At 46.8% G+C, this 24881-nt stretch carries 29 protein-coding genes and 1 riboswitch (1 of these 30 cut by a window edge); of the genes, 9 read left to right on the forward strand and 20 right to left on the reverse strand.

Annotation, left to right across the window (positions count from 1 at the left end; genetic code table 11):
* From ACN9MT_RS14540 to acpS, 8 genes are all read right to left on the reverse strand, one after another.
* Positions 1–1776, reverse strand: partial view of a Tex family protein gene (locus tag ACN9MT_RS14540; RefSeq protein WP_426272479.1) — the 5' portion only. 345 nt of this gene lie to the left of the window's left edge; only the first 1776 of its 2121 coding nucleotides appear in the window; the start codon lies at positions 1774–1776; its stop codon lies off the left edge, out of view.
* A gap of 63 nt (positions 1777–1839) precedes the next feature.
* Positions 1840–2637, reverse strand: coding sequence for an RNA polymerase sigma factor SigB (gene sigB / locus ACN9MT_RS14545; protein WP_023469620.1), 798 nt, complete (start codon positions 2635–2637; stop codon positions 1840–1842).
* The gene (rsbW, locus tag ACN9MT_RS14550; protein WP_035412210.1) at positions 2603–3085 is read right to left on the reverse strand and encodes an anti-sigma B factor RsbW; all 483 of its coding nucleotides are present in this window, start codon (positions 3083–3085) and stop codon (positions 2603–2605) included. The genes sigB and rsbW overlap by 35 nt, the downstream gene beginning before the upstream one ends.
* Entirely contained in the window at positions 3082–3408 is a 327-nt protein-coding gene (locus ACN9MT_RS14555; RefSeq protein ID WP_029342841.1) for an STAS domain-containing protein, read from the reverse strand. Before ACN9MT_RS14555 ends, rsbW begins: the two co-directional genes overlap by 4 nt.
* Before the next feature lie 193 nt (positions 3409–3601).
* Entirely contained in the window at positions 3602–3952 is a 351-nt protein-coding gene (locus ACN9MT_RS14560) for a type II toxin-antitoxin system PemK/MazF family toxin (protein WP_023469623.1), read from the reverse strand.
* A 3-nt stretch (positions 3953–3955) separates the two neighbouring features.
* Positions 3956–4180, reverse strand: coding sequence for a hypothetical protein (locus ACN9MT_RS14565; protein WP_023469624.1), 225 nt, complete (start codon positions 4178–4180; stop codon positions 3956–3958).
* 139 nt (positions 4181–4319) lie between these two features.
* Positions 4320–5393 (reverse strand): alanine racemase, encoded by a 1074-nt coding sequence (gene alr, locus ACN9MT_RS14570; RefSeq protein ID WP_035412208.1) that lies wholly within the window; start codon positions 5391–5393, stop codon positions 4320–4322.
* Between the two features lies 1 nt (position 5394).
* Positions 5395–5751: a holo-ACP synthase gene (acpS, locus tag ACN9MT_RS14575; RefSeq protein WP_035412205.1), complete on the reverse strand. Its 357-nt coding sequence runs from the start codon at positions 5749–5751 to the stop codon at positions 5395–5397.
* A gap of 68 nt (positions 5752–5819) precedes the next feature.
* Between acpS and ACN9MT_RS14580 the strand changes: the two genes are divergently transcribed.
* Positions 5820–6560, forward strand: coding sequence for a rhomboid family intramembrane serine protease (locus ACN9MT_RS14580; RefSeq protein ID WP_426272480.1), 741 nt, complete (start codon positions 5820–5822; stop codon positions 6558–6560).
* Positions 6561–6610: 50 nt separating this feature from the next.
* On the opposite strand, the gene ACN9MT_RS14585 is transcribed toward ACN9MT_RS14580, so the two are convergent.
* From ACN9MT_RS14585 to ACN9MT_RS14595, 3 genes are read right to left on the reverse strand one after another with little or no spacing between them, the layout of a single operon-like run.
* A complete protein-coding gene (locus ACN9MT_RS14585; protein WP_035412200.1) occupies positions 6611–6874 on the reverse strand; it encodes a hypothetical protein in 264 nt (87 codons plus the stop codon).
* 19 nt (positions 6875–6893) lie between these two features.
* Complete coding sequence (locus ACN9MT_RS14590) at positions 6894–7394, reverse strand: hypothetical protein (protein ID WP_426272481.1); 501 nt, start codon at positions 7392–7394, stop codon at positions 6894–6896.
* Positions 7384–7659: a 4a-hydroxytetrahydrobiopterin dehydratase gene (locus ACN9MT_RS14595; protein WP_426272482.1), complete on the reverse strand. Its 276-nt coding sequence runs from the start codon at positions 7657–7659 to the stop codon at positions 7384–7386. Before ACN9MT_RS14595 ends, ACN9MT_RS14590 begins: the two co-directional genes overlap by 11 nt.
* Positions 7660–7821: 162 nt before the next feature.
* Between ACN9MT_RS14595 and ACN9MT_RS14600 the strand changes: the two genes are divergently transcribed.
* Positions 7822–8355: a cysteine hydrolase family protein gene (locus tag ACN9MT_RS14600; RefSeq protein WP_035412192.1), complete on the forward strand. Its 534-nt coding sequence runs from the start codon at positions 7822–7824 to the stop codon at positions 8353–8355.
* A 17-nt stretch (positions 8356–8372) separates the two neighbouring features.
* Positions 8373–9824, forward strand: coding sequence for a nicotinate phosphoribosyltransferase (locus ACN9MT_RS14605; RefSeq protein ID WP_035412190.1), 1452 nt, complete (start codon positions 8373–8375; stop codon positions 9822–9824).
* Between the two features lie 50 nt (positions 9825–9874).
* Here ACN9MT_RS14605 and ACN9MT_RS14610 read toward each other — a convergent pair whose 3' ends face one another.
* The gene (locus ACN9MT_RS14610) at positions 9875–10201 is read right to left on the reverse strand and encodes a hypothetical protein (protein WP_029342848.1); all 327 of its coding nucleotides are present in this window, start codon (positions 10199–10201) and stop codon (positions 9875–9877) included.
* Positions 10202–10342: 141 nt separating this feature from the next.
* Here ACN9MT_RS14610 and ACN9MT_RS14615 point away from each other — a divergent pair, with 141 nt between their 5' ends.
* A complete protein-coding gene (locus ACN9MT_RS14615; RefSeq protein ID WP_035412187.1) occupies positions 10343–10834 on the forward strand; it encodes a YwpF family protein in 492 nt (163 codons plus the stop codon).
* Here ACN9MT_RS14615 and ACN9MT_RS14620 read toward each other — a convergent pair.
* Both ACN9MT_RS14620 and ACN9MT_RS14625 read right to left on the reverse strand, forming a co-directional pair.
* Positions 10831–11421, reverse strand: coding sequence for a histidine phosphatase family protein (locus tag ACN9MT_RS14620; protein WP_329471070.1), 591 nt, complete (start codon positions 11419–11421; stop codon positions 10831–10833). The two genes, ACN9MT_RS14615 and ACN9MT_RS14620, sit on opposite strands and share 4 nt — an antisense overlap.
* Positions 11422–11438: 17 nt before the next feature.
* Positions 11439–12428, reverse strand: coding sequence for an alpha/beta hydrolase (locus tag ACN9MT_RS14625; protein ID WP_426272483.1), 990 nt, complete (start codon positions 12426–12428; stop codon positions 11439–11441).
* A gap of 169 nt (positions 12429–12597) precedes the next feature.
* Here ACN9MT_RS14625 and ACN9MT_RS14630 point away from each other — a divergent pair, with 169 nt between their 5' ends.
* Together ACN9MT_RS14630 and ACN9MT_RS14635 are read left to right on the forward strand one after the other, a co-directional pair.
* Entirely contained in the window at positions 12598–13611 is a 1014-nt protein-coding gene (locus ACN9MT_RS14630; RefSeq protein WP_426272484.1) for a metal ABC transporter solute-binding protein, Zn/Mn family, read from the forward strand.
* A 69-nt stretch (positions 13612–13680) separates the two neighbouring features.
* Positions 13681–13785, forward strand: a riboswitch (SAM riboswitch).
* Positions 13786–13866: 81 nt separating this feature from the next.
* The gene (locus tag ACN9MT_RS14635; RefSeq protein ID WP_426272485.1) at positions 13867–15177 is read left to right on the forward strand and encodes a Na+/H+ antiporter NhaC family protein; all 1311 of its coding nucleotides are present in this window, start codon (positions 13867–13869) and stop codon (positions 15175–15177) included.
* A 39-nt stretch (positions 15178–15216) separates the two neighbouring features.
* Here ACN9MT_RS14635 and ACN9MT_RS14640 read toward each other — a convergent pair whose 3' ends face one another.
* A complete protein-coding gene (locus tag ACN9MT_RS14640; protein WP_035412176.1) occupies positions 15217–15420 on the reverse strand; it encodes a hypothetical protein in 204 nt (67 codons plus the stop codon).
* Between the two features lie 159 nt (positions 15421–15579).
* On the opposite strand from ACN9MT_RS14640, the gene ACN9MT_RS14645 reads away from it, so the two are divergent.
* Entirely contained in the window at positions 15580–16392 is an 813-nt protein-coding gene (locus tag ACN9MT_RS14645; protein WP_050678472.1) for an aldo/keto reductase, read from the forward strand.
* A 121-nt stretch (positions 16393–16513) separates the two neighbouring features.
* On the opposite strand, the gene ACN9MT_RS14650 is transcribed toward ACN9MT_RS14645, so the two are convergent.
* From ACN9MT_RS14650 to ACN9MT_RS14660, 3 genes are all read right to left on the reverse strand, one after another.
* Positions 16514–16975, reverse strand: coding sequence for a hypothetical protein (locus tag ACN9MT_RS14650; protein ID WP_290782246.1), 462 nt, complete (start codon positions 16973–16975; stop codon positions 16514–16516).
* An 85-nt stretch (positions 16976–17060) separates the two neighbouring features.
* Positions 17061–18506, reverse strand: coding sequence for an alanine/glycine:cation symporter family protein (locus ACN9MT_RS14655; protein ID WP_426272486.1), 1446 nt, complete (start codon positions 18504–18506; stop codon positions 17061–17063).
* 181 nt (positions 18507–18687) lie between these two features.
* Entirely contained in the window at positions 18688–21141 is a 2454-nt protein-coding gene (locus ACN9MT_RS14660) for a CoA-disulfide reductase (RefSeq protein ID WP_426272487.1), read from the reverse strand.
* A gap of 201 nt (positions 21142–21342) precedes the next feature.
* On the opposite strand from ACN9MT_RS14660, the gene ACN9MT_RS14665 reads away from it, so the two are divergent.
* Together ACN9MT_RS14665 and ACN9MT_RS14670 are read left to right on the forward strand one after the other, a co-directional pair.
* Complete coding sequence (locus ACN9MT_RS14665; protein WP_023469644.1) at positions 21343–21870, forward strand: YbjN domain-containing protein; 528 nt, start codon at positions 21343–21345, stop codon at positions 21868–21870.
* A 151-nt stretch (positions 21871–22021) separates the two neighbouring features.
* Complete coding sequence (locus tag ACN9MT_RS14670) at positions 22022–23197, forward strand: hypothetical protein (protein ID WP_426272488.1); 1176 nt, start codon at positions 22022–22024, stop codon at positions 23195–23197.
* A gap of 193 nt (positions 23198–23390) precedes the next feature.
* On the opposite strand, the gene ACN9MT_RS14675 is transcribed toward ACN9MT_RS14670, so the two are convergent.
* A complete protein-coding gene (locus ACN9MT_RS14675) occupies positions 23391–23957 on the reverse strand; it encodes a GNAT family N-acetyltransferase (RefSeq protein WP_290753420.1) in 567 nt (188 codons plus the stop codon).
* 103 nt (positions 23958–24060) lie between these two features.
* A complete protein-coding gene (locus tag ACN9MT_RS14680; protein WP_426272489.1) occupies positions 24061–24678 on the reverse strand; it encodes a YitT family protein in 618 nt (205 codons plus the stop codon).
* Positions 24679–24881: the final 203 nt, after the last annotated feature.

Here is a 24881-nt window from a genome sequence, read left to right on the forward strand (position 1 = left end):
CTCGAGCGTCTGTGCCATCTCCGGTAATGCCAATGTGGACAATTGTTCCCGGAGTGCATCCGTTCCGACTTGATCGAGCGTTAAACCTAGTGTCTTGAATAACCTTTCGACTGTTTTGTACTGCTCCGGATGGATTGGCGTCCGGTCGAGCGGATGCGTTCCATCTAAGATCCGGAGGAATCCAGCTGCCTGTTCATAAGCTTTTGCCCCAAGACGAGGGACATTTAATAATTCCTGACGCGTCTTGAACGTTCCAAGTTCTGAGCGACGTTCGACGATTTTTTTCGCCGTCGCTTTCGTGATTCCTGCGACGTAACTCAAAAGCGGTTCTGACGCTGTATTGACATCAACTCCGACCTGGTTGACGACCGTTTCGACGACAAAATCAAGCGTCTCCTTCAATTTCGTTTGCGAGACATCATGTTGATATTGACCGACACCAACAGATTGCGGATCGACTTTGACGAGTTCTGCCAGTGGATCCTGCAAGCGACGTGCGATCGAAATTGCGGATCGTTGTTCGACTTGAAGCTCCGGAAACTCCGTTCGGGCAATCTCTGAAGCGGAATAAATACTTGCCCCTGCCTCGTCGACGATCGTAAAGGCAATATCTTTCTGCCCCTTCATCCAATCCGCAACGAATGCTTCTGTTTCCCGCGAAGCCGTCCCATTGCCAATCGCAATCAATTCAATACCATACGTGTCGACGAGCTTTGAAAGGGTTTGGCGCGCTTCTTTCGCTTTTTGCTCTGACATCGTCACGTAGATGACACCGACTTCCTTCATCTCACCCGTCGGATCAATGACCGCCCACTTACACCCCGTCCGATAAGCCGGATCAAGACCAAGCATGACTTTCCCTTTCATCGGTGGCTGCATGTAGAGTTGACGGAGGTTCTTACCGAAGACGTCAATCGCCTGAAGTTCTGCTTTCTCAGTCAGTTCGTTCCGAATTTCTCGTTCGATAGCAGGAAAAACGGATTTTTTATACCCCGTTGTGATTGCCGCTTCGACGATGTCACGTTTCTTTGGCGCCAGTTGTGCATATGAACGAAGTAACGTTGGTAAAACCTGCTGTTCCTCTAATACGACCTTCACCGAGACGATTTTCAACGACTCAGCACGGTTGATCGCAAGAATCCGGTGCGGAACAATCTGTTGAATCCGTTCGTTGTAAGCATAGTACTGTGCAAAGACACCTTTTTCATCGACTGCGTCCTTTTTCTGTTTCGTGACGATTTCTGCTGAACGACGTATTTGCTTGCGTATGAACTCACGCACCGTCGCTTGTTCGCCCCACTCCTCAGCGATGATTGATTGAGCTCCGGCAAGTGCTTCTTCCGAATCGAGTGTACCGCTCAAACGCTGAAATGTCGCTTCATCATAGGCAGACTTGTCGCGTAACCAGTCAGCAAGTGGCGCAAGCCCTGCTTCCCGTGCAATTTCCGCCTTCGTCCGACGTTTTGGTCGAAACGGTAAGTAAATATCTTCCACTTGTTGTAAGGTCGTCGCTTCTTCAAGCGTTCGACGGAGTTCCGGCGTTAGTACACCTTGTTCCTCGATTTTTTCAAGGACGTCACTTCGTCTACTTTCAAGTTGTGTTAATTGTTTATGTCGATCGAGGATCGCTTTAATCGCGACCTCATCGAGTTCTCCTGTCTGTTCTTTCCGGTAGCGGGCGATGAACGGAATCGTACCGCCTTCTTCCGTCAATTGTAAGACTGCCTTCACTTGAGCAGGACGTACATTCAATTCACTTGCGATTCTCTTTTCCATCTGCTTCACCTCTCATTCATTATACCGAAGAATGCATGGAAAAGAAAAAAGACTGACACGAGGTCAGTCTTTTGAGAATACTTCATTTGGTTCAACTTTAATCGCTTCACGTAACTTCTGCAAAGCACGTCGTTGGAGACGGGACACATGCATTTGTGAAATGCCGAGTAGTTCTCCCGTTTCTTTTTGACTCATATTGCGATAATAGGCACATTCGAGGATAGAACGCTCGCGGTCCGTCAAGACAGCAAATGCCTTTTCAAGAATCAGACGCTGATCGACAGAGTCATAGCCATTCTCTTGATTACCAACGAGGTCGAGCAAGGTAACGGTACTACCTTCCTGATCTGCCTCAATCGAGCTATCGACGGAGAGAGCTTGATAACTCTTACCCATCTCGAGTGTTTCAAGGACTTCCTCTTCTGATACTTCAAGGCGAGCAGCAATCTCATCGATGCGCGGAGAGCGTTGTAGCTCCGTCGTCAATTCCTCGACTGCCTTCTTAATTTTCGGACCGAGTTCCTTAATGCGACGTGGAACGTGGACGCTCCATGTCTTATCGCGGATGAAACGTTTGATTTCTCCGATGATCGTCGGAACAGCAAACGATTCAAAACTGCGACCAAACTCCTTATCGAATCGACGAAGCGCCGCGAGTAACCCAATCATACCGACCTGAACGAGATCGTCATGAATCGGTCGACCACGCGAAAACTTTCGGGCCAAAGCTTCTACCAAGTCTGAATAACGCTCGAGTAATGCCGCATGCACTTCCTCATCTTGGTCGTCCTGCTGATACAAATCAATCAGTCGAAGTACTTCATCATCACTGTGATGGCGTTGTTGAGACTTTGCTGGCACTTTGACCCACCTCATCTCTATTCATATATTTTGTCATATGGACAGTGACGCCGTTCGCTTTCTCGATCGTTACTTGATCCATCAATGCTTCGATCATCAAGATACCAAGTCCTCCTTCATGCAAGGAATCGAGATCGTGTGCGTCCGTAATCGGCTCACTTTGGCGTTTAACCTCATCTTTATCGAACGTAATGCCGTTATCTTTAACGATGATCTCAAGACGATCATCTGGATAGACGTTGCAAGTCAAGGCGATACTACCATCTTCTTTTCCTTCGTACGCATGTTGAACAGCGTTCGCACATGCTTCTGAGACAGCGATTTTGATATCTTCGATGTCATCGTACGTATACCCCATTCGGTTCGCGACGCCTGAAACCGTCAAACGAGCGATGGCTACATATTCCGGTTTTGCCGGTAATGTCATGTTCAGTTGTTCGTTCTTCATTGCGTTCCACCTCGTACACCACTATCAATTGTAATGATGCTTGAAAGACCTGTGATCTCGAATAGACGACGGATACGTTCAGAGACGCCAACGAGCGTGAACGACGTACCGTTCTTTTTCGCTGCTTTGAGCGCACCGACAAAAACACCGAGACCTGTTGAATCCATATAATGAACTTCATCCAAGTGCACGATGACATCATTCGTTTCGACTGCTGGGACTAATTCTTGGCGAAGCTTTGGTGCCGTATACGTATCAATCTCACCTGCGATATAAAGATGCGTCTGACCGTCAAGCTGCTCTGTTTTAATTGTTAAATCCATCTTCAAGTTCCTCCTCAAGGAAAATCTGTCTATGTGGTCTTGCTATTCATCTTACCTCTTCCCTTTATAAAAAGGTCACTTGGGTATGTTTCCCCGTAAAGAAAACTTTGAAACCCATTTTTAAAAAAAGAGGTCAAAAAAAGTCGTATACGCTAGTATCGACTCTTCTTGTGTTGCGCTTCTATGTAAGTGCCTAAAAATCAACCAAGCCTAAGCTGATTGCGACGGCACTATTTACTTTCATCATCGTGTCCGGATCTAGATGTGTGACTTTATCCGTTAGACGGCGTTTATCAATTGTACGGATTTGCTCAAGTAAGATGACCGAATCACGTTCTAATCCGTGTCGCTCTCGATATACTTCCACATGGGTCGGTAGTTTGGCTTTGTCGATCTGTGCCGTGATCGCAGCCACGATGACTGTCGGGCTGAATCGGTTACCAATATCATTTTGTAGAACAAGCACGGGACGAACTCCCCCTTGTTCCGATCCGACCACAGGTGACAAATTTGCATAAAACACGTCGCCACGTTTGACTATCAAAGCTTACACCCCGCTTACTTGACGTAGGAGTGAGAACTCCGCCTCCGTTTCAATCTGGAACATTTCGCCTACGATCGATAAATTGATTGCTGCCATTTCTTCGTAACCACGCTTCAATTCCTCACGTAGCTGACGCTTGCGTTCTTCGGTCGTATGATTCGACTTCATCCCAATCGTCTCCTTCGCTACATTTCGCTCAACAAACTGCATTTCCCGTTGTTGGACCAAGATAATGGCACCTCCAGATTCACTGAAACCTTAACGAACGACTCACTTTCTACTTCAATATATCAGTCGAATTCAGAAAATACAATCAAAATTCAAACAAATAACATATTTTTGCCATCTTATTGATGTCTTATTCGAATCACTGACGCGGAACACGTTTCGAGAATTGACAGAGAACTTCATAGTTGATCGTCCCGAGCCAATGGGCCGCTTCCTCGATTGGTGCCCCTTCTCCAATCAAGATGACTTCCGTTCCAATCGGATATTCTCGCGGTAAACGAATCATCAAGCGATCCATACAGACACGACCGACGATTTCGCACGGTAGACCGTCTACAATCAGTGAATAGCCCTGAAACTTGCGTGACCAGCCATCTGCATAACCAATCGGAACGGTACCGATCCATTCATCTGTCGGTGCCGTATAAGTCGCTCCGTAACTGATTGTCTGACCCGGTTCGACTTGTTTGACCTGCATCAGACGACTTTTCAGTGAAAACGCTGGTTTTAAAAATTCATAATGTCCTGCCATCTCATCCGACGGCATCGCCCCATATAACGCGATACCGACCCGAACGACGTTAAACGGCGCTTGTCCCGCTAAGCGAATCGCTGCCGCTGAATTAGCACAATGTACGTAACGAATGTCCGGTACTAGCGCGACATAGGATAAAAATGTCTCGAGCTGACGTTCGAACAATCGACTGTTCAGCTCGTCAGCGGTTGCGAAATGCGTATAGATGCCTTCGAGTTCGACAAGATCATCATTACACTCAACCAAAATATGCTTCAACTCATCGACATGCTGCAGTCCGAGTCGCCCCATCCCGGTATCGACCTTGATATGCAAACGCAGATGATCGATTTCCGTCAGATGCCGTTTCGCTTCTTGGAGCCAATCGGCTGAAAAGACAGGAACAGCGACATCGTAATTCGAAGCGACTGGCGCATGCTCCGGCAGTAAAGCTTCAAGCATCAAAATTGGCGCTCGGATACCCGCTTCTCGCAACTCAATCGCTTCTTCAAGGAGCGCAACAGCGAGTAAGTCAGCTCCATTTTCAAGGGCAATCTCAGCGACTGTCACTGCACCGTGACCATATCCGTCTGCCTTGACGACTGCCATCACCTGTTGCTCGCCCATTCGTGTTTTAATTTCGCGTATATTGTGTGCGATAGCTTCCCGATCGATTTCAATCCAAGTTGGTCGATACATCCTAATCCCTCTTCTCTAATAAGACTTGCGCAGACGCGTAGTGCTCTGAATGTGTAATCGAGACATGGATGACGCCATCGAATGGTCCGCTCATGATCGGTCGTCCGGTCTCATCGTTTAAAACTTCGACGTCCTGCCAGGAAACCTCTTTTCCGACACCGGTTCCAAATGCTTTAACGAACGCTTCCTTTGCGGCGAAGCGACCTGCCAGGTACTCAATTTGCCGGTGTCCTGAAAGCGATTGAAATCGTTCCTGTTCTGCCTGCGTCAAAATTCTCCCTGCAAAACGTGGCTGTCGCTCGAGCGTTTGCTCGATTCGATTTAGTTCGACTAAATCGATCCCAATTCCATAAATCATCCGAGACGCCTCCACAGTTCTATTCTTCGCCATCTTCATATAGAATGAAGATGAAGCGAGGTGTTGTCATGTTTAGTCGAACGGAAAATCTACAAACGTTCACACGTTCTTATCCGGTCGTTTCGTTGTTCATTTTAATCCAAGTCGCCCTGTTTGTCATCGAACAGTTAGGTGGACTCCTTAATCTGACGTTCTCTCCCTTAAGTGCAGGCGCAGCAATTAATCTCTTAATCGGGCAAGGTGAATGGTGGCGTGTCGTCACGGCCACGTTCTTGCATTATGATTTTTGGCATATTGCGTTCAATACGTTTGCTCTCGTCATTTTCGCACCGCCTCTCGAGCGGATGATCGGGCATACTCGATTCGCTATTTTTTACTTGCTCGTCGGTACGCTTGCGAACGTCTTGACGTACTTCACGAAAATCAATGAACCGTTCTATGGACAAGCCGGAGCATCCGGTGCCATTCTTGGTCTGCTTGGTTTTTATGTCTACTTGAGTCGTTTCAAACGAACGGTCATCATGGCAGACGATACACGGCTTGTGTATATCTTCACTGCAGTCACGGCAGTCTTTACGTTACTTGGATCGAACGTCGCTGTCTTCGGTCACTTGTACGGTTTCGTCCTCGGATTCCTTTTCGGATTCGTCTTCGGCAACCGCGCCGTGCCATTCACACGTCCGTTCCAAACGGGTCGTCGGACAAGTGGTGGTCCTGTCTTCGTAAGCGGTTCTGGGCAGTTGGGTCGTATCTTCTTCTATGTCATCATCGCCTTTGCTGTACTCGGATTATTCTTCCGTTACCTGTAAACCAGCATACAAAAAAAGGACTACGCTACATGCGTAAGTCCTTTTTTTGATTATTTGCGTAGAACTTCTGCCAAGTCCTTCACATCATCAATCAAGTTATGGATCGTCTCCTGATTATCCGTATAAAGTGCTTTTAATTCCTCAAAGCGTCCTTTCGGATCTTGTTTGACAGCAGACAATTGTGTTCCTGCGCCACTGAATGTTCGTTTCACTGCCGTGAACTGCGCTTGACGCGTATCTTTATGCAGTAGTGATAAAGTAGCGCCGACAAGTGCGCCACCAAGTGTTGCTACGACAAAATAGTTCTTCTTCATCTGTTAGTCCCCCTGCATCTCACTCATTTGTTGGTGGTACGATTTGATACCGTTTCATGACGGGAGAAGGCGCGAACGACTTCCCTGCCTCTTCAGCATACTGGTCTACCGTGAGACGTTCAACTGATTTTGCATAACGAGCCCCGTCGCTTGTCTCATGGAACTGAATCAATAAGACGAGATCCGTCCCCTTCTCGACACGTCCAATCCGAAAAGCCTGGAAGCCACCATATTCTGCTCCAATGACTTTTGGATTCGACATCACTTGATGTACGAATAAATCTCCGCTATTTTGATCTGCCGGAATCGACCAGTAGAAGAGACTGCCTTCATCCGAAAAATTTCCACGTGATTCGAGCAACGTGTAGGTATTGCCACTTTGAAAAGGTGATTTCGAGTCCGTCTCTATCCAGAGGATAGCGTCACCGCTTCCGCTAGCAACACGAATGTGAGCGTCCCGAGAACGAATTTTTTCAACAAACGAACCGCTACCGAATGTGATTGAAAGTTTAGATGGCATCACAGGCCTCCGCAAGTTGAAAGTCTTTTTCCGTCAATCCGTTTTCATCATGAGTCGTCGCCGCAAGTGTGACGTTTTTATAGTCAATCACGATCCGTGGATGATGATTCAAGTTTTCGGCGATACTCCCGACTTCCTGTACGAAATCCAGTGCAGCAGGAAACGATGGAAGTGTATACGTTCGGACGATTTCATCATCGACGATACTCCAATCCTGCAATCGTTCAAGATGCTCTTCCACTTCATACTCATTCAACCTAGCCATCCCTTTCTCCTCCTCTACTATCATTTTCGTCCTATACTTTATACCCCATTCTATTACTTCTCTATACCTGTTTGTATCCGATTTCTTCCTTTCGCCTTCTATGTGAGATAGAGTACAATGTGAAAGAGAACACTAATTCAAAACCGAAAGGGGCTCACGCACATGCGCGCTCTGATTGTCATTGATTACACGATCGACTTCGTTGCTGACGAAGGGAAGCTGACTTGTGGAAAACCAGGACAGGCGATTGAAGACCGGATCGCTACATTGATGGAGGAATTTTCAACAGAGGACTACGTCGTCATTGCCAACGATATTCATGAGGAAGGTGATACGTTCCATCCGGAAACTGTCCTTTTCCCGCCGCATAATATTCGCGGAACACATGGACGTGATTTGTTTGGGAAAGTCGCAGCCATGGCACGTGTCGCTGATCACATCATTGATAAGACGCGTTACAGTGCGTTCGCCGGGACGGACCTTGATTTACGCTTGCGTGAACGTGGTATCCGCGAAGTCCACCTCGTTGGCGTCTGTACGGACATCTGTGTCCTTCATACAGCTGTTGATGCCTACAATCTCGGATATCATATCGTCGTCCATGCCGATGCGGTCGCAAGCTTTAACGCGACGGGTCACGACTGGGCGCTTACACACTTTAAACAATCGATCGGCGCAGAAGTCGTCGGCGAATAAGAAGGGATTTGTCCGTTATGTTACAACGTAATCTTGCACTCCATACCGATCTATACTTACCACGGTGGATGTATATCTACTGGAAAGAAGGACGTCACAATGAACGTGCCGTCTTCGATGTCTACTACCGTTCGAATCCGTTTGCAGGAGGGTATGTCGTCTTTGCGGGTCTTGAGAACATCATCGAGTACATTCAAACACTCCGTTTCACGGAAGAAGACATCACGTATTTGCAAGAGATGATCGGCTTCCCAGATGAATTCAAGGATGAACTGCGTCAATTCAAGTTCAACGGTTCGATTTCCAGTGTCAAAGAAGGTGAGATCGTCTTCCCGAACGAACCATTGATTCGAATCGAGGCACGAATTTTTGAAGCGAAACTCTTACAGACCGCGATTTTGAACATCGCGAACCATGAATCACTCATCGCGACGAAATACGCACGCATTCGTCAATCGGCACCCCGTGCGAAGTTTCTTGAAGCCGGTGCCCGACGTGCGCAAGGCATCGATGCTGCTTACTTCGGAACGCGTGCTTCGTACCTCGCTGGTTTTGACGTCACAAGTCTTGCTTCAGCAGGACGCGATTTCGGAATCCCATGTGGCGGAACGATGGAACATGCCGACATTCAATTCCATGATGATGAACTAACAGCATTCCGGACATTTGCTTCTCACTATCCGGATCAATCGACGTTACTCGTCGATACGTATGACACACTCAAGAGTGGTCTGCCGAATGCCATCACGGTCGCAAAGGAACTCCAAGCCAAAGGACATAAACTGCGCGGAATCCGGATCGATTCTGGTGACTTATCTTATTTGTCAAAACGTGCTCGTAACATGCTTGACGAAGCCGGCTTCCCAGAAGTCGACATCGTCTTGTCAGGGGATCTCGATGAGTACGTCATCCAAGATTTGCGCATCCAAGGCGCCCAAGCGAATACGTTCCTCGTCGGAACACGTGGTATTACAGCTTACGAGCAACCCGCTCTCGGAATGGTCTATAAACTGGTCGCACGTGAAGTAGACGGCGAACTCACACCTGTCATCAAAGTGTCCTCTTCAAAAGCCAAGACGACGACACCACACATCAAGGAAGTCTATCGAATCATCGATCCGGTGACGGATAAGTTTAAAGGGGATTACGTGACGTTGATGGATGAGGATCCATCGACACTTGAAGCCGTCGATCTCATTGACGTCCGGGACCCATCGTTCCGTAACCGTGTGGAGCAGTTCAAGGTCGAACGTTTGCTTGAACCGATCTTCAAAGATGGAGAGCTAATCTATACAGTTCCAACGATCGAAGAGATCCGTCACTTCCATGAAACGCAGATCGGTCGTCTTTGGGAGGAGTACAAACGTCTCCGTTTGCCAGAGATTTATGCCGTCACATTCAGTGACCGTCTCTGGAAACTCAAACTCGACATGATTCGGGAAACACGACTCGCGAGTGGTTTAAAATAAGACGCACAAAAAAGCGCCGTTCTTCCTCCTCAGGATGAACGGCGCTTTTCTCATGTTAATCCTGCTTCGTTTCCGACAGGTGTCATTTCTGTTGGCGCTTGTTCCATCTTCTTACGAAAGTACCATGCGAAACCAAGCGCACCTCCGATGAAGACGATATACGTTATGCGTTGACCGAATTCTGCTAAGGAATCCGCGTAAAAAATACTGATTAAATGATCACTTCCACTAATGAGTAGCAAACAGGCAATCAGGAGCGCAATGCGATATGCAAGCGTCGGGCGGTCTGTCGGTTCAGCATGCCAATACATAATGATATGGTGGGCAAGTAGGACAATACCCAGGATTCCTAATATTCCAATGAGTACTTGCGGCATAATGAACGATCCTCCTGTTAGTAATATCTAGTCTTATTTAAACATAGTTCACACGAATTTCGTCAGGAAAAGTTTCCCGTCCCACATTCCTCACGGTATACTGTAGAAAAATCGTAAGCGATCAAGGGAGGGCATTTTTTCATGAAAACCTTTAAATTATGCACATTACGCATTTTAATGGACGAATCAGGACGTGATACGACGATTCCCGTCGCCATTCAGGACGGATTAACGGTCAGTACCGAACAGACGGCACAATGGGTCGCGGAAATCGTCGTTCCTTCGAGCGATCAGCCGATCGTCGATGAATTGTTCACAAAACATTTACGTGCTTTGATTGAAATCACGATCTCACGACCCGATAATGACCCTGCCGCGATGATCGTCACGCCTCTTGAACGGACTGCCTTAAGCGAACACGTCTCCTATGTCTTCACCGGTAAGATGGTCATGATGAAGAATGATTTATCCGAATCGATCTTACGTGAAGTCGTCGAAGATGGATTCGCTGGCGAGGAACTCGTCCAAGAATACAAGGATCGTCGTTCAAAACGCGGTGCACATATCACGAGTATCGCTAAAGAAACATTTAAACAGTATCTAGCAGAACATCCAGAAACACCGATTTCTTAAGGTTTTTCGACTTCGTCCGTGATGTGATCCGCTACATTGATTCGATCAATCGTATAGTGGTCCGTATATTGGATATAATTCGCACATGCATTTTTCAAAGGTGTCCGGTAACTGAATGTCTCATCAATCGACGATAAGGCTGCTTTGATCGTATGCGAGTGACAGACGATTAAGATTCGTTTCCCCTCATACGTTCGTGTCACTTCCTGTAATGCTTCGAATACGCGATCCTGAATCGCTTGTTCCGTTTCAAGACCCGGAACACGTTTCGTATCGTTCGCTTGAACAGCTTCATAAATCGACGCAACCGGTTCACCGGAAGCAGCACCAAATTCACGTTCGACGAGTCGGTCATCGGTCGCTGTGATCGTCAATCTGACCGCACGTCCGATGATTTCTGCTGTCTCAACAGCGCGAGACAACGGGCTTGCTAGCAAGACATCCCACTTTTCATTGGCTAGATAAGCGGCGCTGAGTTCCGCTTGTCTTTTTCCTGTTGCATTCAACGGGATATCTTCTCTTCCTTGGATTCGTTCATTTAAGTTCCAATCCGTCTGACCATGTCGCACTAAACAAATTTCAGTCATGTCTCTGTCTCCTTCATTCAAGAAATATGACTGATTGTATCATGTTTTTCATCGGGAAGTTGTCGCGGTGGCAATAACAACACCTGACAAGTGAAGCGTTCAATTCGTTCGAGCAGTCGTTCAATTTTCAATGGATTTTCTGTCTGTGCAAAACTAGCAAGTGAGTGGGTACCGTTCGGAAAAGAAAACAAACGGACATCAGCTCCGACATCGGCTCCTTTTTCAACGAAGTGAAGAGCTTGGGAAAACGGAACGATTGGATCTTTTTTGCCATGCAGGAGCATGATCGGTGGGGCGTCTGACGAGAGATGCGTCACAGGTGAAACGTGAGTCATGAGCTTGCGCCATTCTTCCCGTCCACCTTTATAAAACTTAATGTGAGCGATCCAGGTCTGAATGAAAGTAAACAATAAAAAATTCGTCGGTGGATATAAGGCAATGACACCACTAATCAATGGCATGTGTCGTTCATCGCGCTCACCAACGAAAGCAGATGGGGCAAGTGCCGTCGTCAGCATGAGTGCAGCTCCGGCTGAGTCTCCCCATACCATCATCCGTCCTCTTAAAATGCGAAGATCTTCTGCTTCTTTGTTCAAAAAGCATAAGGTATCCCGTACATCTTCGAGATTATCCGGAAAATAACTCCCTTCTTCAAACAGACGATAATCGATACTACAAACAGCAACCCCAAGTTCAAGCAGGCGATCAACGATCGGGCTAAAACAGAACATATCCTCGCGCTCTCCACGAACGAATGCGCCACCGTGCGCGTAGATCGCGACCGGGAACGGTCCTTCCCCCGGCGGATAATAGAGATCGAGTTGTAAGGTACGGTCTCCCACTTGTTTGTAAGTGAGTGTCCGCGGTGCGAGTTGTTTTTCTGTGATTGGCAAGGCGGGTTCAGTCCACCGAAGTAATGCACCGTAATTGTTCCAGATACTTGCTCCCGCAGCTGCTGTCGTTAGTAGTGCAGCTCCCCCCATTAGCCATGCAGTTTCACGTTTCACTTGATCACCTCCAAAAGACGTATCAATTCCTTCATTTTATTATCCTTTTACCCCGTTTTAAAAGAAGTCGAACGTCTCGGTATTCGTACTTGACGCTTCTCAAACGTTCCGCTATAGTGAAAAAGTCCAAATCGGAATAATTACGTTTTAATAACGGAGGTAACATACAATGAAAAAAATCATTCCTGCTTTAACGGTCGCATTCGCGAGCGCAAGTATCCTCGCAGCTTGTGGATCAAACACCGATTCATCGACTTCAGATGATAAAAAGACGGAAATCTATACATCGACGTTCGCAACAGCTGCCATTGCCCGTGAAATCGGTGGTAATCAAGTCAACGTCAAGATGATCGTCCCACCTGGAGCAGATCCGCACTCCTATGAACCGACGTCAAAGCAACTCACTGAGATTGCCAAAGGTGACCTTTTCCTTTTGACGGGTACGACACTTGAACCCTATTCAAAAAAAATCCAAGAGAGTCTAAAAGGCACGGACGTCCGGTTCGTCGAGACGAGTAAGGATGTCACTTTGCTGGAATCGGATGCTACGCTTCACGCACATGAAGAAGAGGGACATACAGAAGAAGAGCATGCGCACGAAGAAGCAGGGCACGATGATCACGCAACTGATGAACATGCGCACGAAGAGGAAGAACACGATCATGGAAAATACGATCCACACGTCTGGCTTGATCCTGTCAACGCCAAAGCAATGGCACGTTCTATCACAGTCGCCTTATCAAAAGAAGTACCAAAAGACAAAGCAACATTCGAAAAAAACTTGAAAGCATTCGATCAGCAAGCTGACGCACTCGATAAAGAGTTCAAGCAAGCCGTTGCTGACGGATCGAAAAAAGAACTTCTCGTCACACATGCAGCTTACGGTTACCTCGCCGAACGATACGGGTTCACGCAGCTTCCAATCGCCGGAATTTCCCCTTCCGATGAACCCTCACAAAAGCAACTGGCTGCTTTAGTGAAAGAAGCGCGGATGCATGATTTGAAATACGTCGCGTTCGAAGAGACGGTTTCACCAAAGGTTGCGCGTGTCATCCAAAAAGAAATCGGAGCTGAATCCGTGACGATCCATAACCTCGAGTCGGTGACGAAATCGCAGCAAAACAGCTCGTATTTTAAGTTGATGGAAGAAAACGTCCAGACGTTAGAACAGGCACTTCAGTAAAGTACAGTTGACACGCGTTACTCAATGCGGTACGGTAAGAAACGTGTTTTACAACAATTGAATGACTTCTTTTTATCGCGAGAAACGGAGGGACTGGCCCAATGATGTTTCGGCAGCGGACGATTTGATTCGTACTGTGCCAAATCCAGCAAGCGAAAGCTTGAGAGATAAGAAGAGCGTCTTTATTTCATAAAGACCTCCTTCTTTCTTGCGAAGGGGTCTTTTTTTGTATCTTTGAGAAACGAGGTATCAACAATGAAAGAAACGATTACGCCTAACAAATGGGCACTTCTTCCCCTCGTCGTGTTCCTGGTCCTCTTCATCGGAGCCGGTATTTTCTATGACGATTTTTACAAATTTCCGATTCTGATCGCTGCTTTGATCGCGCTGATCTTTGCAGCAATCACGACGAAAGGATCGATTAATCAAACGGTTGAACGAATCGCAACCGGTGCCGGAAATCCCGATATCATGATTATGGTCTTCATCTTCTTATTAGCCGGTACGTTCTCTGGAACGGCAGAAGCAATCGGCGCAATCGAAGCAACTGTCAATGCTGCCTTAACGTTCCTACCTCCGTCACTCCTGATGAGCGGTCTGTTCGTCATCGCTGCCTTCATCTCGATGGCAATGGGTACCTCGACAGGAACGATTGCTGCACTTGCTCCAATCGCCTTCGGTATTCATGAAGCAACAGGTATCAACGTTGCGATCGCAGCAGCGTCAGTCGTTGGGGGTTCGATGTTCGGTGATAACTTGTCGTTCATCTCGGATACGACAATCGCTGCCGTTCGGACACAAAAAACGAACATGCGTGATAAGTTCCGGACGAACTTCATGATCGTTCTCCCGGCTGCCGTCTTAACGGTCATCTTACTCGCGTTCGTTTCTGGTTCTGGCGATGCGGCAGCAGCTAAAGCATTCGAGTTCTACAAATTAATTCCGTATCTCGCCGTCATCGTCCTTGCACTATTTGGTGTCAATGTCATTCTTGTTCTCGTCGGTGGCACATTGCTCACTGGCATCATCGGTATGATCGACGGTAGCTTTGGCTTAAGTGGGTTCGTCCTTTCGATGTCAAAAGGAATGATGGGCATGGCAGAGATTTCAATCTTGACACTCCTCATGGGTGGTCTCGTCAGTTTGATTACGTTCAATGGCGGAATCGCCTACTTGAAAGAGACGTTGACGCGCAAGATTTCACAGCGTCGCGGTGCTGAATTCAGTATGGCAGCACTCGTCAGTGCGACGAACCTCGCAACGGCGAACAATACGATCTCGATTCTCGTTGCTGGACCACTCGCGGCTGAAATCGCTGATACGTATGAAATCGACCGCAAGAAATCAGCGAGTATTCTTGATATCTTCTCTTGTGGTATTCAAGGCATCATTCCGTATGGGGCACAACTGCTGATCGCAGCAGAGTTGACGAAGACAGCTTCACCAGAACTGATTCCGTATCTGTTCTATCCGTTCCTGCTCTTCGTCTGTGGATCGATTGCCATCATCTTTGGTTTCCCACGTCCGAAAAAATCAGTTGCTCAACAGGAAAAAATCTCTTCTTAACCAACGACAGGTCCGATCATGGTGATCGGACCTGTTTCATTATTTTTTCTGCTTCGCTTGTCGTTCTAAAATCAAATACGCGATTGCTGGAAGTGGAAACTGAAGGAGTCCCGCGCCTCCCCATACCCACGGGTTACGTCCTGATTTTCGTGCACTGAAAAATAGGCTAACTGCTTGCGTGACCAACAAGGCACTAATACTAAGCCAAGCTCCCTTTGATAGCTTTTTATTCTTTTGAGCCATCCTTTCTCCCCCTCTTTCTGACATACGGTCAGATGTGATGAATTCTCTTTTATTTTAACCCATTCTATTCCTCCATGAGCATGGAAACGGACGGTTTCGTTCGTTCGTGCTAAACTAAACGAGCAAATCTAAACTACGTTTTATGAGGAGGAGTAACACATGCAATACGCAAAACTTTCAAACGGTATTACGATTCCCCAAATCGGATTCGGTGTCTGGCAAGTAGACGAAGAAACAGAAGCACCCGCTGCTGTTGCTGAAGCACTACGTGTCGGCTATCGTCATATCGATACAGCTGCTGTCTATAAAAACGAGCGCGGTGTCGCAAAAGGTATCAAAGAAAGCGGCGTGAAACGTGAGGATCTCTTCTTAACGTCGAAAGTCTGGAACGATGATATTCGTGCCGGTCGGACGAAGGAAGCATTCGCAGAATCGCTCGAACGTCTCGAAACAGACTACCTTGACCTCTACCTGATCCACTGGCCAGTCGAAGGCTATATCGAAGCGTGGAAAGCAATGGTTGAACTTTATGAAGCAGGCAAGATCAAAGCGATCGGTGTCTCGAACTTCAAGGAACATCACCTCGATACATTGGCAGAAGAGGGCTTGATGGCACCAATGATCAACCAAGTCGAATTGCATCCACAATTGCCGCAACACGAACTGCACGAATACTTGCAAGATCACAACATCCAAGTCGAAGCATGGAGTCCACTCATGCAAGGGAAATTCCTCGAAATCAACGATTTCAAGGAAATCGCAGAGAAGCATGGTAAGACACCTTCACAAGTCGTCTTACGCTGGCACCTCGACAACGGTATCGTTGCTCTTCCAAAATCCGTCACACCAGAACGCATTGCAGAAAACTTCGACGTCTTTGATTTCCAACTCGATGCCGATGATCTTGAGAAAATTGATCGTCTAGCAACGGATGTCCGCCTCGGACCGGATCCAGACGAAATCGATTTTTAATCTAAAAGTTATTGTAAAAAGAGCGATTTCCATGTGAGGTCGCCTTGATTTAGATGAACGACAACAGACCCGTTTCCAGTCGACGACTTGGAAGCGGGTCTGTTTTTATAGATGGTACTAGTCATACGTAATAAATTAAAATCGTATCTTCCGCTTCTTCTGCCTTTTGAAAATAGGCACGCAGATCGGCGAACTGCTCCCAGACATATTCGAATTCGCCCGGTATTCCAGCTTCATCATGAATCGAAGCGAGTGCCCGTTGATCGAAGTTTCGCATCACTTCAGCGGAAATGATCAAAAGCGGTAAAGGAAGAATACCGACGATTGCCGCTTTTTCCTCATTGACGATCAACTCTTCACCAACGATCGCTCGCCCTAGATTATAGTGCGTGTCCTGATCAATATAGATATCGATTTGATTCATCAAATGGTAGATGGCATTCGTTTGTTCGAGGGCAAACAATTGTTCATGGTCGGGTTGTGTCTCATGAATGAATAATATCCAGTCCATGATGATGTGGGGATCGTTTCCGAACGACTCCCAGACCGCATCCGTGACGCGAACGAAATGTACGTTTTCCATTCTCCCCCTCCCTTCTGTACTCTGTATTCCCTTTTTAAATTCGTTCTATACAAAAAAAGAGCCAGATTTCTCTGACTCCCTTTTCTTAGATCGCTTTTTCGTCTTCTTCTGACCCCTGCCATGCTTCAAGCGTATGCTTTCCTGGCAAGTTCGGAATTGAATCTGTATAGAAACGCGGCTCTTTTCCTGCTTTTCGTTGTGTCACGTAATCATCGAGCGCAAGCTTCGCGATTTTTGCGAGGCGGAAAATCGCATATAGATTAACGATTGCCATCAGTCCCATACAGATGTCCGCTAAAGCCCAAACGAGACTAGCCGACTCGACAAGTGAACCGAAGACGATCATGACGAGGACGAGTGCACGGTATGCCATCATGACTTGTTTATTGTCACGGATGAACGTGATGTTCGATTCACCGTAATAGTAGTTTCCAACGACAGAACTAAAGGCAAAGAGGAAGATGGCAAGTGCCATGAATCCTGTCGCAAGTGATCCAACTTGCGACGCAAGTGCCCCTTGCGCTAAGTCAATACCGTCTAAGGCATCTCCATTCGCATCTTTTGTCGGAACCCCACTGACGAGAACGATCATCGCTGTCGCCGAACAGACCATCAACGTATCAACGAAGACCGCAAACGATTGAATCAACCCTTGTTTAACCGGGTGAGAGACTTCCGCTGTTGCCGCCGCGTTCGGTGCTGAACCCATACCGGCTTCGTTTGAGAACAAACCACGGCGAATCCCGTTCAAGAGTGCTGCACCTACTGCACCACCTGCGAGTGTCTTGAATTCGAATAGACCTTCTTGGAAAATCAATTTAAAAATACTTGGCAGTACTTCAAGATTCGTCGCCATGATATAGAGCGCGATCAGGATATAACCACCGGCCATGATCGGTACGAGGAACGACGCGACGGTTGCAATGCTACGGACGCCACCAAAGATGACGAGTGCCGTCAGCACGACCAGTCCGACCGTAATCCATGTCTTATCAAAGCCATATTGATTTTGAAGAGAAAGCGAGATCGTATTCGATTGAACGGAATTGAAGACAAATCCGAATGAGATCGTAATCAAGACACTAAATAAGATTCCTAACCAACGTTGACCGAGTGCTTTCTCCATATAATAGGCAGGGCCCCCACGCCACGCCTTATCATCACGCACTTTATAAATTTGAGCGAGTGTACTTTCAACGAATGCCGATGCCGATCCGATCAAGGCAATTAACCACATCCAGAAGACCGCTCCTGGTCCACCGAGTGCGATTGCTGCCGCGACACCTGCGATATTACCAGTACCGACACGCGCTGCCGTACTGATGGCGAATGCTTGAAATGGAGAGACACCGTCTTTTCCATCATCTGTTCCTTGGAACAGTAAGCGTAACATCTCCGGGATCATTCGAAATTGAACGAACCGCATCCGGAATGTAAAATAAATGCCTAGTCCAACGAGTAAAACAATCAATACGTTCGTCCATAAGTAATCATTTGCTCGTTTTACTAATTTCATCACTTCTTTTTCCATCAAAACTCCTCACTTTCATCCATCTTTTCTCTCTATTTGTATGTAAGTTTTTTTCACATGTGATTTATCATACGCAATTTTTTTTGAAAAATCAAACTCACTTTTACCTCGGAACATAAAAAACGTGTTAAACCTCACATCAGATGTCAGGTTTAACACGTTCACATAGTTAATTCTTTTATTAGATGAACAGATTCAGGTTAGCACCATCTGTTGCGCCGAGATAACTCGCGACACCACCGTAATCAATGCCGTCGAGGAGTTCTTCTTTCTTAATGCCCATGATATCCATCGACATCGTGCAGGCAATCATGCGGACACCGGCCGCTTGCGCTTTTGCCATCATCGTCTCGAGCGCATCGACTTGTTTATCCTTCATGACTTTTTTCATCATTTTTTGACCAGCACCTGCCATATTCATGTTCGAGAGTGGCAGTTCCCCGGCGTGTTTCGGCATCATCATCCCCATCATCCGCTCAATACCGGCTTTCTCGACGGCAGGAGCATTCGGTTTTCGAATGATGTTCAAGCCCCAGAACGTAAAGAACATCGTCACTTGCTTCCCCATTGCTTGTGCACCTTGTGCGATGACAAAGGACGCAAGTGCTTTATCAAGATCACCACTAAAGACGACCATCGTCGCATCATCTGCCGGATTGACTTGAACCGGTGTTGCAGCAGGTGTCTCCCCTTGCCCTTTTTCAAGCAAGACCTCAACGACCCCTTGATTCATCTCCGCTGAATGGACCGTGTGTCCTAGTTTTTTCGCCCATGCTTGAACGTCCGGTAAGAATCCCGGATCCGACGCTTTGACAAAAATTTGCTCGCCATCCGTCATCTGATCGATTTTTGTTTTTAACTCTAAAATTGGACCCGGGCACTGTAAGCCGCACGTATCGAGCAACATCACTTGTGCCGGTGCAGTCTTCGTTTTTGGTTCACGTTTCGTTACCGTTACAGCTGTCTCCTCCTCCGCTTGGTTTCGTGCCTTTTGATCTCGATGCACGACCGACCATGTTTTGTAGCCGCCGCTTAAGTTTTTGACATCATAACCGTGTTGTTGCAACAATTGACTCGCGACATATCCACGTAATCCGACTTGGCATGTTACATAGATCGTTTGATCCTTCGGCAGATCATCTAACTTCTCACGTAACGTCGGTAACGAGATGTTGACCGATCCCGGAATCGCACCTAACTCGTTTTCCGATGGTTCACGGACATCGAGTAACAAACCTCCGTTTGCGACGATTGCATCGATTTCGTGCCAATGAACGTTCGTACTGTCACCTAAGACGATATTCGACGCGATATATCCTGCCATGTTAACCGGATCTTTTGCTGAACTATACGGTGGTGCATATGATAGTTCAAGATCTGGTAAATCAAGCACTGTCAATCCGCCTTTAATCGCTGTCGCGAGGACATCGATTCGTTTCTCGACACCTGTCATACCGATTGCCTGTGCACCATAAATCGTTCCTTCAATTGGATCAAATAACAGCTTCATCGAAATGGGACTCGCTCCTGGGTAGTACCCCGCATGGGATCCCGGATGGAGGTGAATCGCTTCATAACGCATACCGAGCTGACGCAATCGTTTTTCGTTGTTACCGGTCGAAGCGACTGTCAAATCGAAGACTTTCGCTACTGCTGTACCGAGCGTTCCACTGTACCGGACATCGCGCCCGGCAATGATGTCGGCGACGAGGCGCCCTTGACGGTTCGCCGGCCATGCGAGCGGTACATGTGTCGCTTCCTTCGTGATAAAATCCTTAACTTCGATCGCGTCACCAATCGCAAAGATCGACGGATCGGATGTCCGCAGTTGATTGTCGACTTGAATCGTCTGTTTGATTCCAAGCGTTAAACCAGCATCTGCTGCGAGCGTGCTCTCCGGTGCGACACCGATTGATAAGATGTTCATCTCTGTCTCAATCACGCGTCCACTTGTCAAGACGACACGACGACCTGCTTCTTCAAAACAAGCGACGCCATCTTCTAGAATCAGCTCGACGCCTTTTGCCCGAAGATGTTCATGAACGATCGCTGCCATTTCCGGGTCGATCGGAGCCATGACTTGGTTTGCCATTTCAACGAGGGTAACGTGTGCCCCGCGTTCAACAAGATTCTCTGCCATCTCGAGACCGATGAATCCTCCACCGATGACGACTGCCCGTTCCGGACGCGTCGTATCGACGTATTCTCGCATCCGGTCCGTATCCGGAATGTTGCGTAACGTAAAGACATTTGTTGCATCACTCAGTCCTTTAATGTTCGGACGAATTGGTTTTGCACCTGGAGAAAGAATCAGATGATCGTACGATTCATCGTATTCTTCACCTGTGTCAACGTTACGGATCGTGACAGTCTTCGCTTCACGGTTGATCCGAATCGCTTCCGACAAGTTACGGACGTCTAAATTAAATCGTGCATGCATCCCCTCTGGCGTTTGGACAAGTAATTTATTGCGATCTTTAATGACATCTCCGATATAGTAAGGCAGTCCGCAGTTCGCGAACGAGATCTCTTTTCCGCGCTCGAGCAAAATGATTTCTGCCGTTTCGTCAATCCGGCGTAGTCGTGCCGCTGCCGTTGCGCCACCTGCGACGCCACCTACGATGATCGTTTTCATCTAAATGATTCCTCCTTGAATTACTATCTGCCACTCAATATACCCTGTTAGGTATGTATTTTCAAGTCAGTTGCTTGCAGCTTCACAGATATGACATATCCCATTCGTTTTGTATTTTCTTCCTATCTGAACGGACATTAGTTGCATTTCCTTCTGAAATGCTTGAAACTAAATCTATAGTATATAAAGGGGGATTTTGCAATGGACCAGGAACGTAACTCGAACGAATCAAACGAGAACAATAAAGTGACACCGATTCACCAAGATCGTCAACCCGAAACAAACGAACAAGGAATCGCGCCACAACAGCAACAACACTTGGAAGCTTTCCAAGCTTTCCTCGTCGAAAAAGGCATTCCAATGGAAGCGCGTGAGAATGAAACACACGTCTTCTTCATGACACAAGAAAAAACACCTGCTGGAGCAGAACCGATGATGATGATCGTCTTCAGTAAGACGACGACAGATGTTGAATTGTTCGCTCGTACAGTGACACATGTACCAGATGGTGTCGAGGATCTTCCGATTCTTAATGCCATTAACGATTTCAACCAAGAATTCAAATACTTCCGCGTCGTTCTCGATAGCGACCGTGATGTCACGATCGCATCGACAATTGATCTGGATCACGGCTTCAATCCAGCAGCGATCTTCGGACATTCTGTCATGATGTTCCAAGCATCGGACGAAGTCTATACGTATTTGACAAAACTGTATGAACAGTTCTGATTTTTGATTTTGGACGGCTTTGGATTCTTATTCCAAAGCCGTTTTTTATTTAAATTTCAATTAAAAATATGAATTATTCTCCTTACGTTCAGATTTCTGAAAACAACTACATGATAGAAACTTCTTATCACTTTTGTAGGAGGTCACGATTATGAAAAAGCACATAAAAGTAGCTTCGATCTTTATGTTAGCTGGCATCTTAGCTGCCTGCGGTTCGAACGCAACCGATATGACTGTACCGAAAAAAGAGCAGTCGACAGAAACGAAATCAGCGGATGCTGGAATCGCTGCAACGACATTGATAGATGAATTGACGATCTACAGCTCGATCAAAGCAGAACTCGACAAAGCGAAAGACGGACAAGCAATGGATTGGAAGATGGTCAAGACGAGTTATGAGGCAAAACTAAAAGGTGGTGTCAAAACGGTAGCACCAGAAATCGACCAAGTCATTCAATCCGCTTTAGTAGATGTTGAAGCGAAGGATCTCGATCAGAACATCGCACGTCAACTCGTCGATAAAGGTCTACAATCCTATTTCTATCAATTACAAAAGGCAAATCAAGCAAAAGCTGAAGAAGCACTCGTTGCGGGTAAACCGGAAGCTGCAACAGAAGCACTCAAAGATGTCGAAGCAATGGCAAAGACCGTTTTCATCCCGACAGCGAAAAAGTGCGACGTCAGCTACGATTTCAAAAATGAAGACGCGATTGCTCAAGCAATTACTTCCGGTCTATCTGCCCAGCAAGAAGCCATTGATACTAAAAAAATCGGTGACTTCAATGTCGCGAAACAAGTGACGGATAAATCGATTTATCGTTCGTTCTACTTGGCTGCACTCGATTATGCTCAAAAAATCGAGGATGGTGTCAAAAGCGGGACGGACGAAAAAGAATTACAGGTAGGGCAAGCAGAAGGATATGCTTCCCTCCTTGCAGTTGAAAAATCTTTAGGGGATGGCGAGGAAGAGACTGTCAAAATACTAAAAGAACGTTATGACTTCTCGAAGACAAAGCCAGCTGACGTTTCTTACAAAGAAATCGAGGGGTTATTCGCACAAGCGTTGACGGAAAAAGTCGACGAATCTTATGAAGAAACACAAGAAGCAATCGAGAAGAAAGACATCGATACAGCACGGGCAAAAGCAATGGAAGCTAACCTGTTCATCGTTGCGATGAAACCCACGCTTGAAAACCGTCTCGGTAAAGAAAAAGTAGCGCAAATCACTAAAGATGCGAACGAATGGTTCGCGCTCGTTGAAAAAGGTGACGTCAAAGCCAAAATGATAGGTGAACGGATTACGGACGCACTCAAACCATTTAACTAAGCAAAAATGTTATGAAAACGGAGTGCTAAGGTGAACCTCTTCATGTCTACACCAAGCTTCCGCTTTACGAGTGATGCCCGATACGAATCAGAAGACGCGCAAGCGATTTGTATCAACTAACGATGCCATGATGGCATGACTATAAAAACCATGTCGATTCCCGAATGACACTGTGGAGATCGACATGGTTTTTTCATTGCTGTATATCGTAACGACGTTCCATATAATCAAAGGTACCGCCACTAATTTCAATCGTCCGGACCGGTTTAAAGCCAAGACGGCGATACAGTCGTTGCGCTCCAACGTTCGTTTGATCAGCGTTTAACGTAAACGCTTGTAGTCCCTGTTTCTCGCCTACTTCCGCTGCTGCCTGCAACAGTTCCGTACCAATTCCTTTTCCACCATGACGCGCATCCACTGATAAGGTATCCAGGTAATAGACCGGTCCTTCCGTCTCGACGTCGATCTGGACGTCTTGACCTGTCCACTGTTTCAATTGTTCTTTAATTGGTTCGTCGAGTTGTTTCGCCTCTGTTCCGGCATAAGCGATCACGATGCCCGCTACTTCGTCCTTGATGATTTTCACGAGGATGTTCTCATGACTGAGCCGGTTTCCGGTTTGGGAAACGAAATAAGCGAGCCTTTCTAGAACCTCTTCTTTTTCTGTCGTTCCCGTCAATGTCTCAGCAATCTCATGAATCGCTTGCTCAATCAACGGGGCAATCTGTTGTGCTTCAGAAGCATCTGCTTGTCGAATCATCTAATCGTTCTCCTTTGAACTTATTTTCTAATTAATGAACCTGAAAAATCGGACTCGACGATGTCGAATCCGATACATGATTTTTTTAGATATTCATCCGTTTTTACTGCGTCACTCTCTTTACGACAGGTGCTGGTACGATGATAGGCTCCCGTGTCATGACAGCAACGACACGACCGGCAATCGCTACGGCCAGTAACGTATATAACGTTAAGCTAAGTGGCAGATAAACAAGTGAAATCACTAACACGATGGCATCGAGTCCGAACAAAATCGTCCCGATTGATAGACCTGTCAGTTTGCTGAGTCCCATCGACAGTAGATCGTCTCCACCTGTTGCCGCTCCACTTTTCAAAACAAGTCCGAGACCATACCCGGTCACGATTCCGCTAGCGATCGCTGCGATGAGCGTAGCTGGCCAAGCCTGTTCTGGAAAGTGGAACAAATCGAGTCGGTGCCACATCTCGTAAAAGAGTGATAACGCACCTGCTGATAGTAATGCTTCACTGACGAAACGCTTGCCTTTGAAGTACAAGGCACCGATGAAAAATGGAATATCGAGCACGATCATCGAGATCGAAGGATTGATATCAAAAAAGTATCGACCGAGCAACGATAATCCGATAAAGCCGCCTTCTGCTAATCCGAACTGTTCATTCAATGTGTAGTAACCGAACGCCATGATCAGCGTCCCGGTTAAGATGGTTACGATTCGTTTCATGTTTTATTGTCCTCTCCCGTTTACATCGTGGGAGAGGTTTTATACGTCCCGTTTGGGTATTCATCTATTTTCGCTCTCCCTGATTTTTATAAGCCATTACCGTCTTGTTCGTCTTGACCGGTGCTGCTAAAAATCAGGTAAGCTGAATAGATGATTGGTCCTCTCGGTATCCATCGGTTTCCACCCCTTCATTAAAAATCTAT

It is taken from the genome of Exiguobacterium sp. R-17 (assembly GCF_049913315.1).
Taxonomy (GTDB): domain Bacteria; phylum Bacillota; class Bacilli; order Exiguobacteriales; family Exiguobacteriaceae; genus Exiguobacterium_A.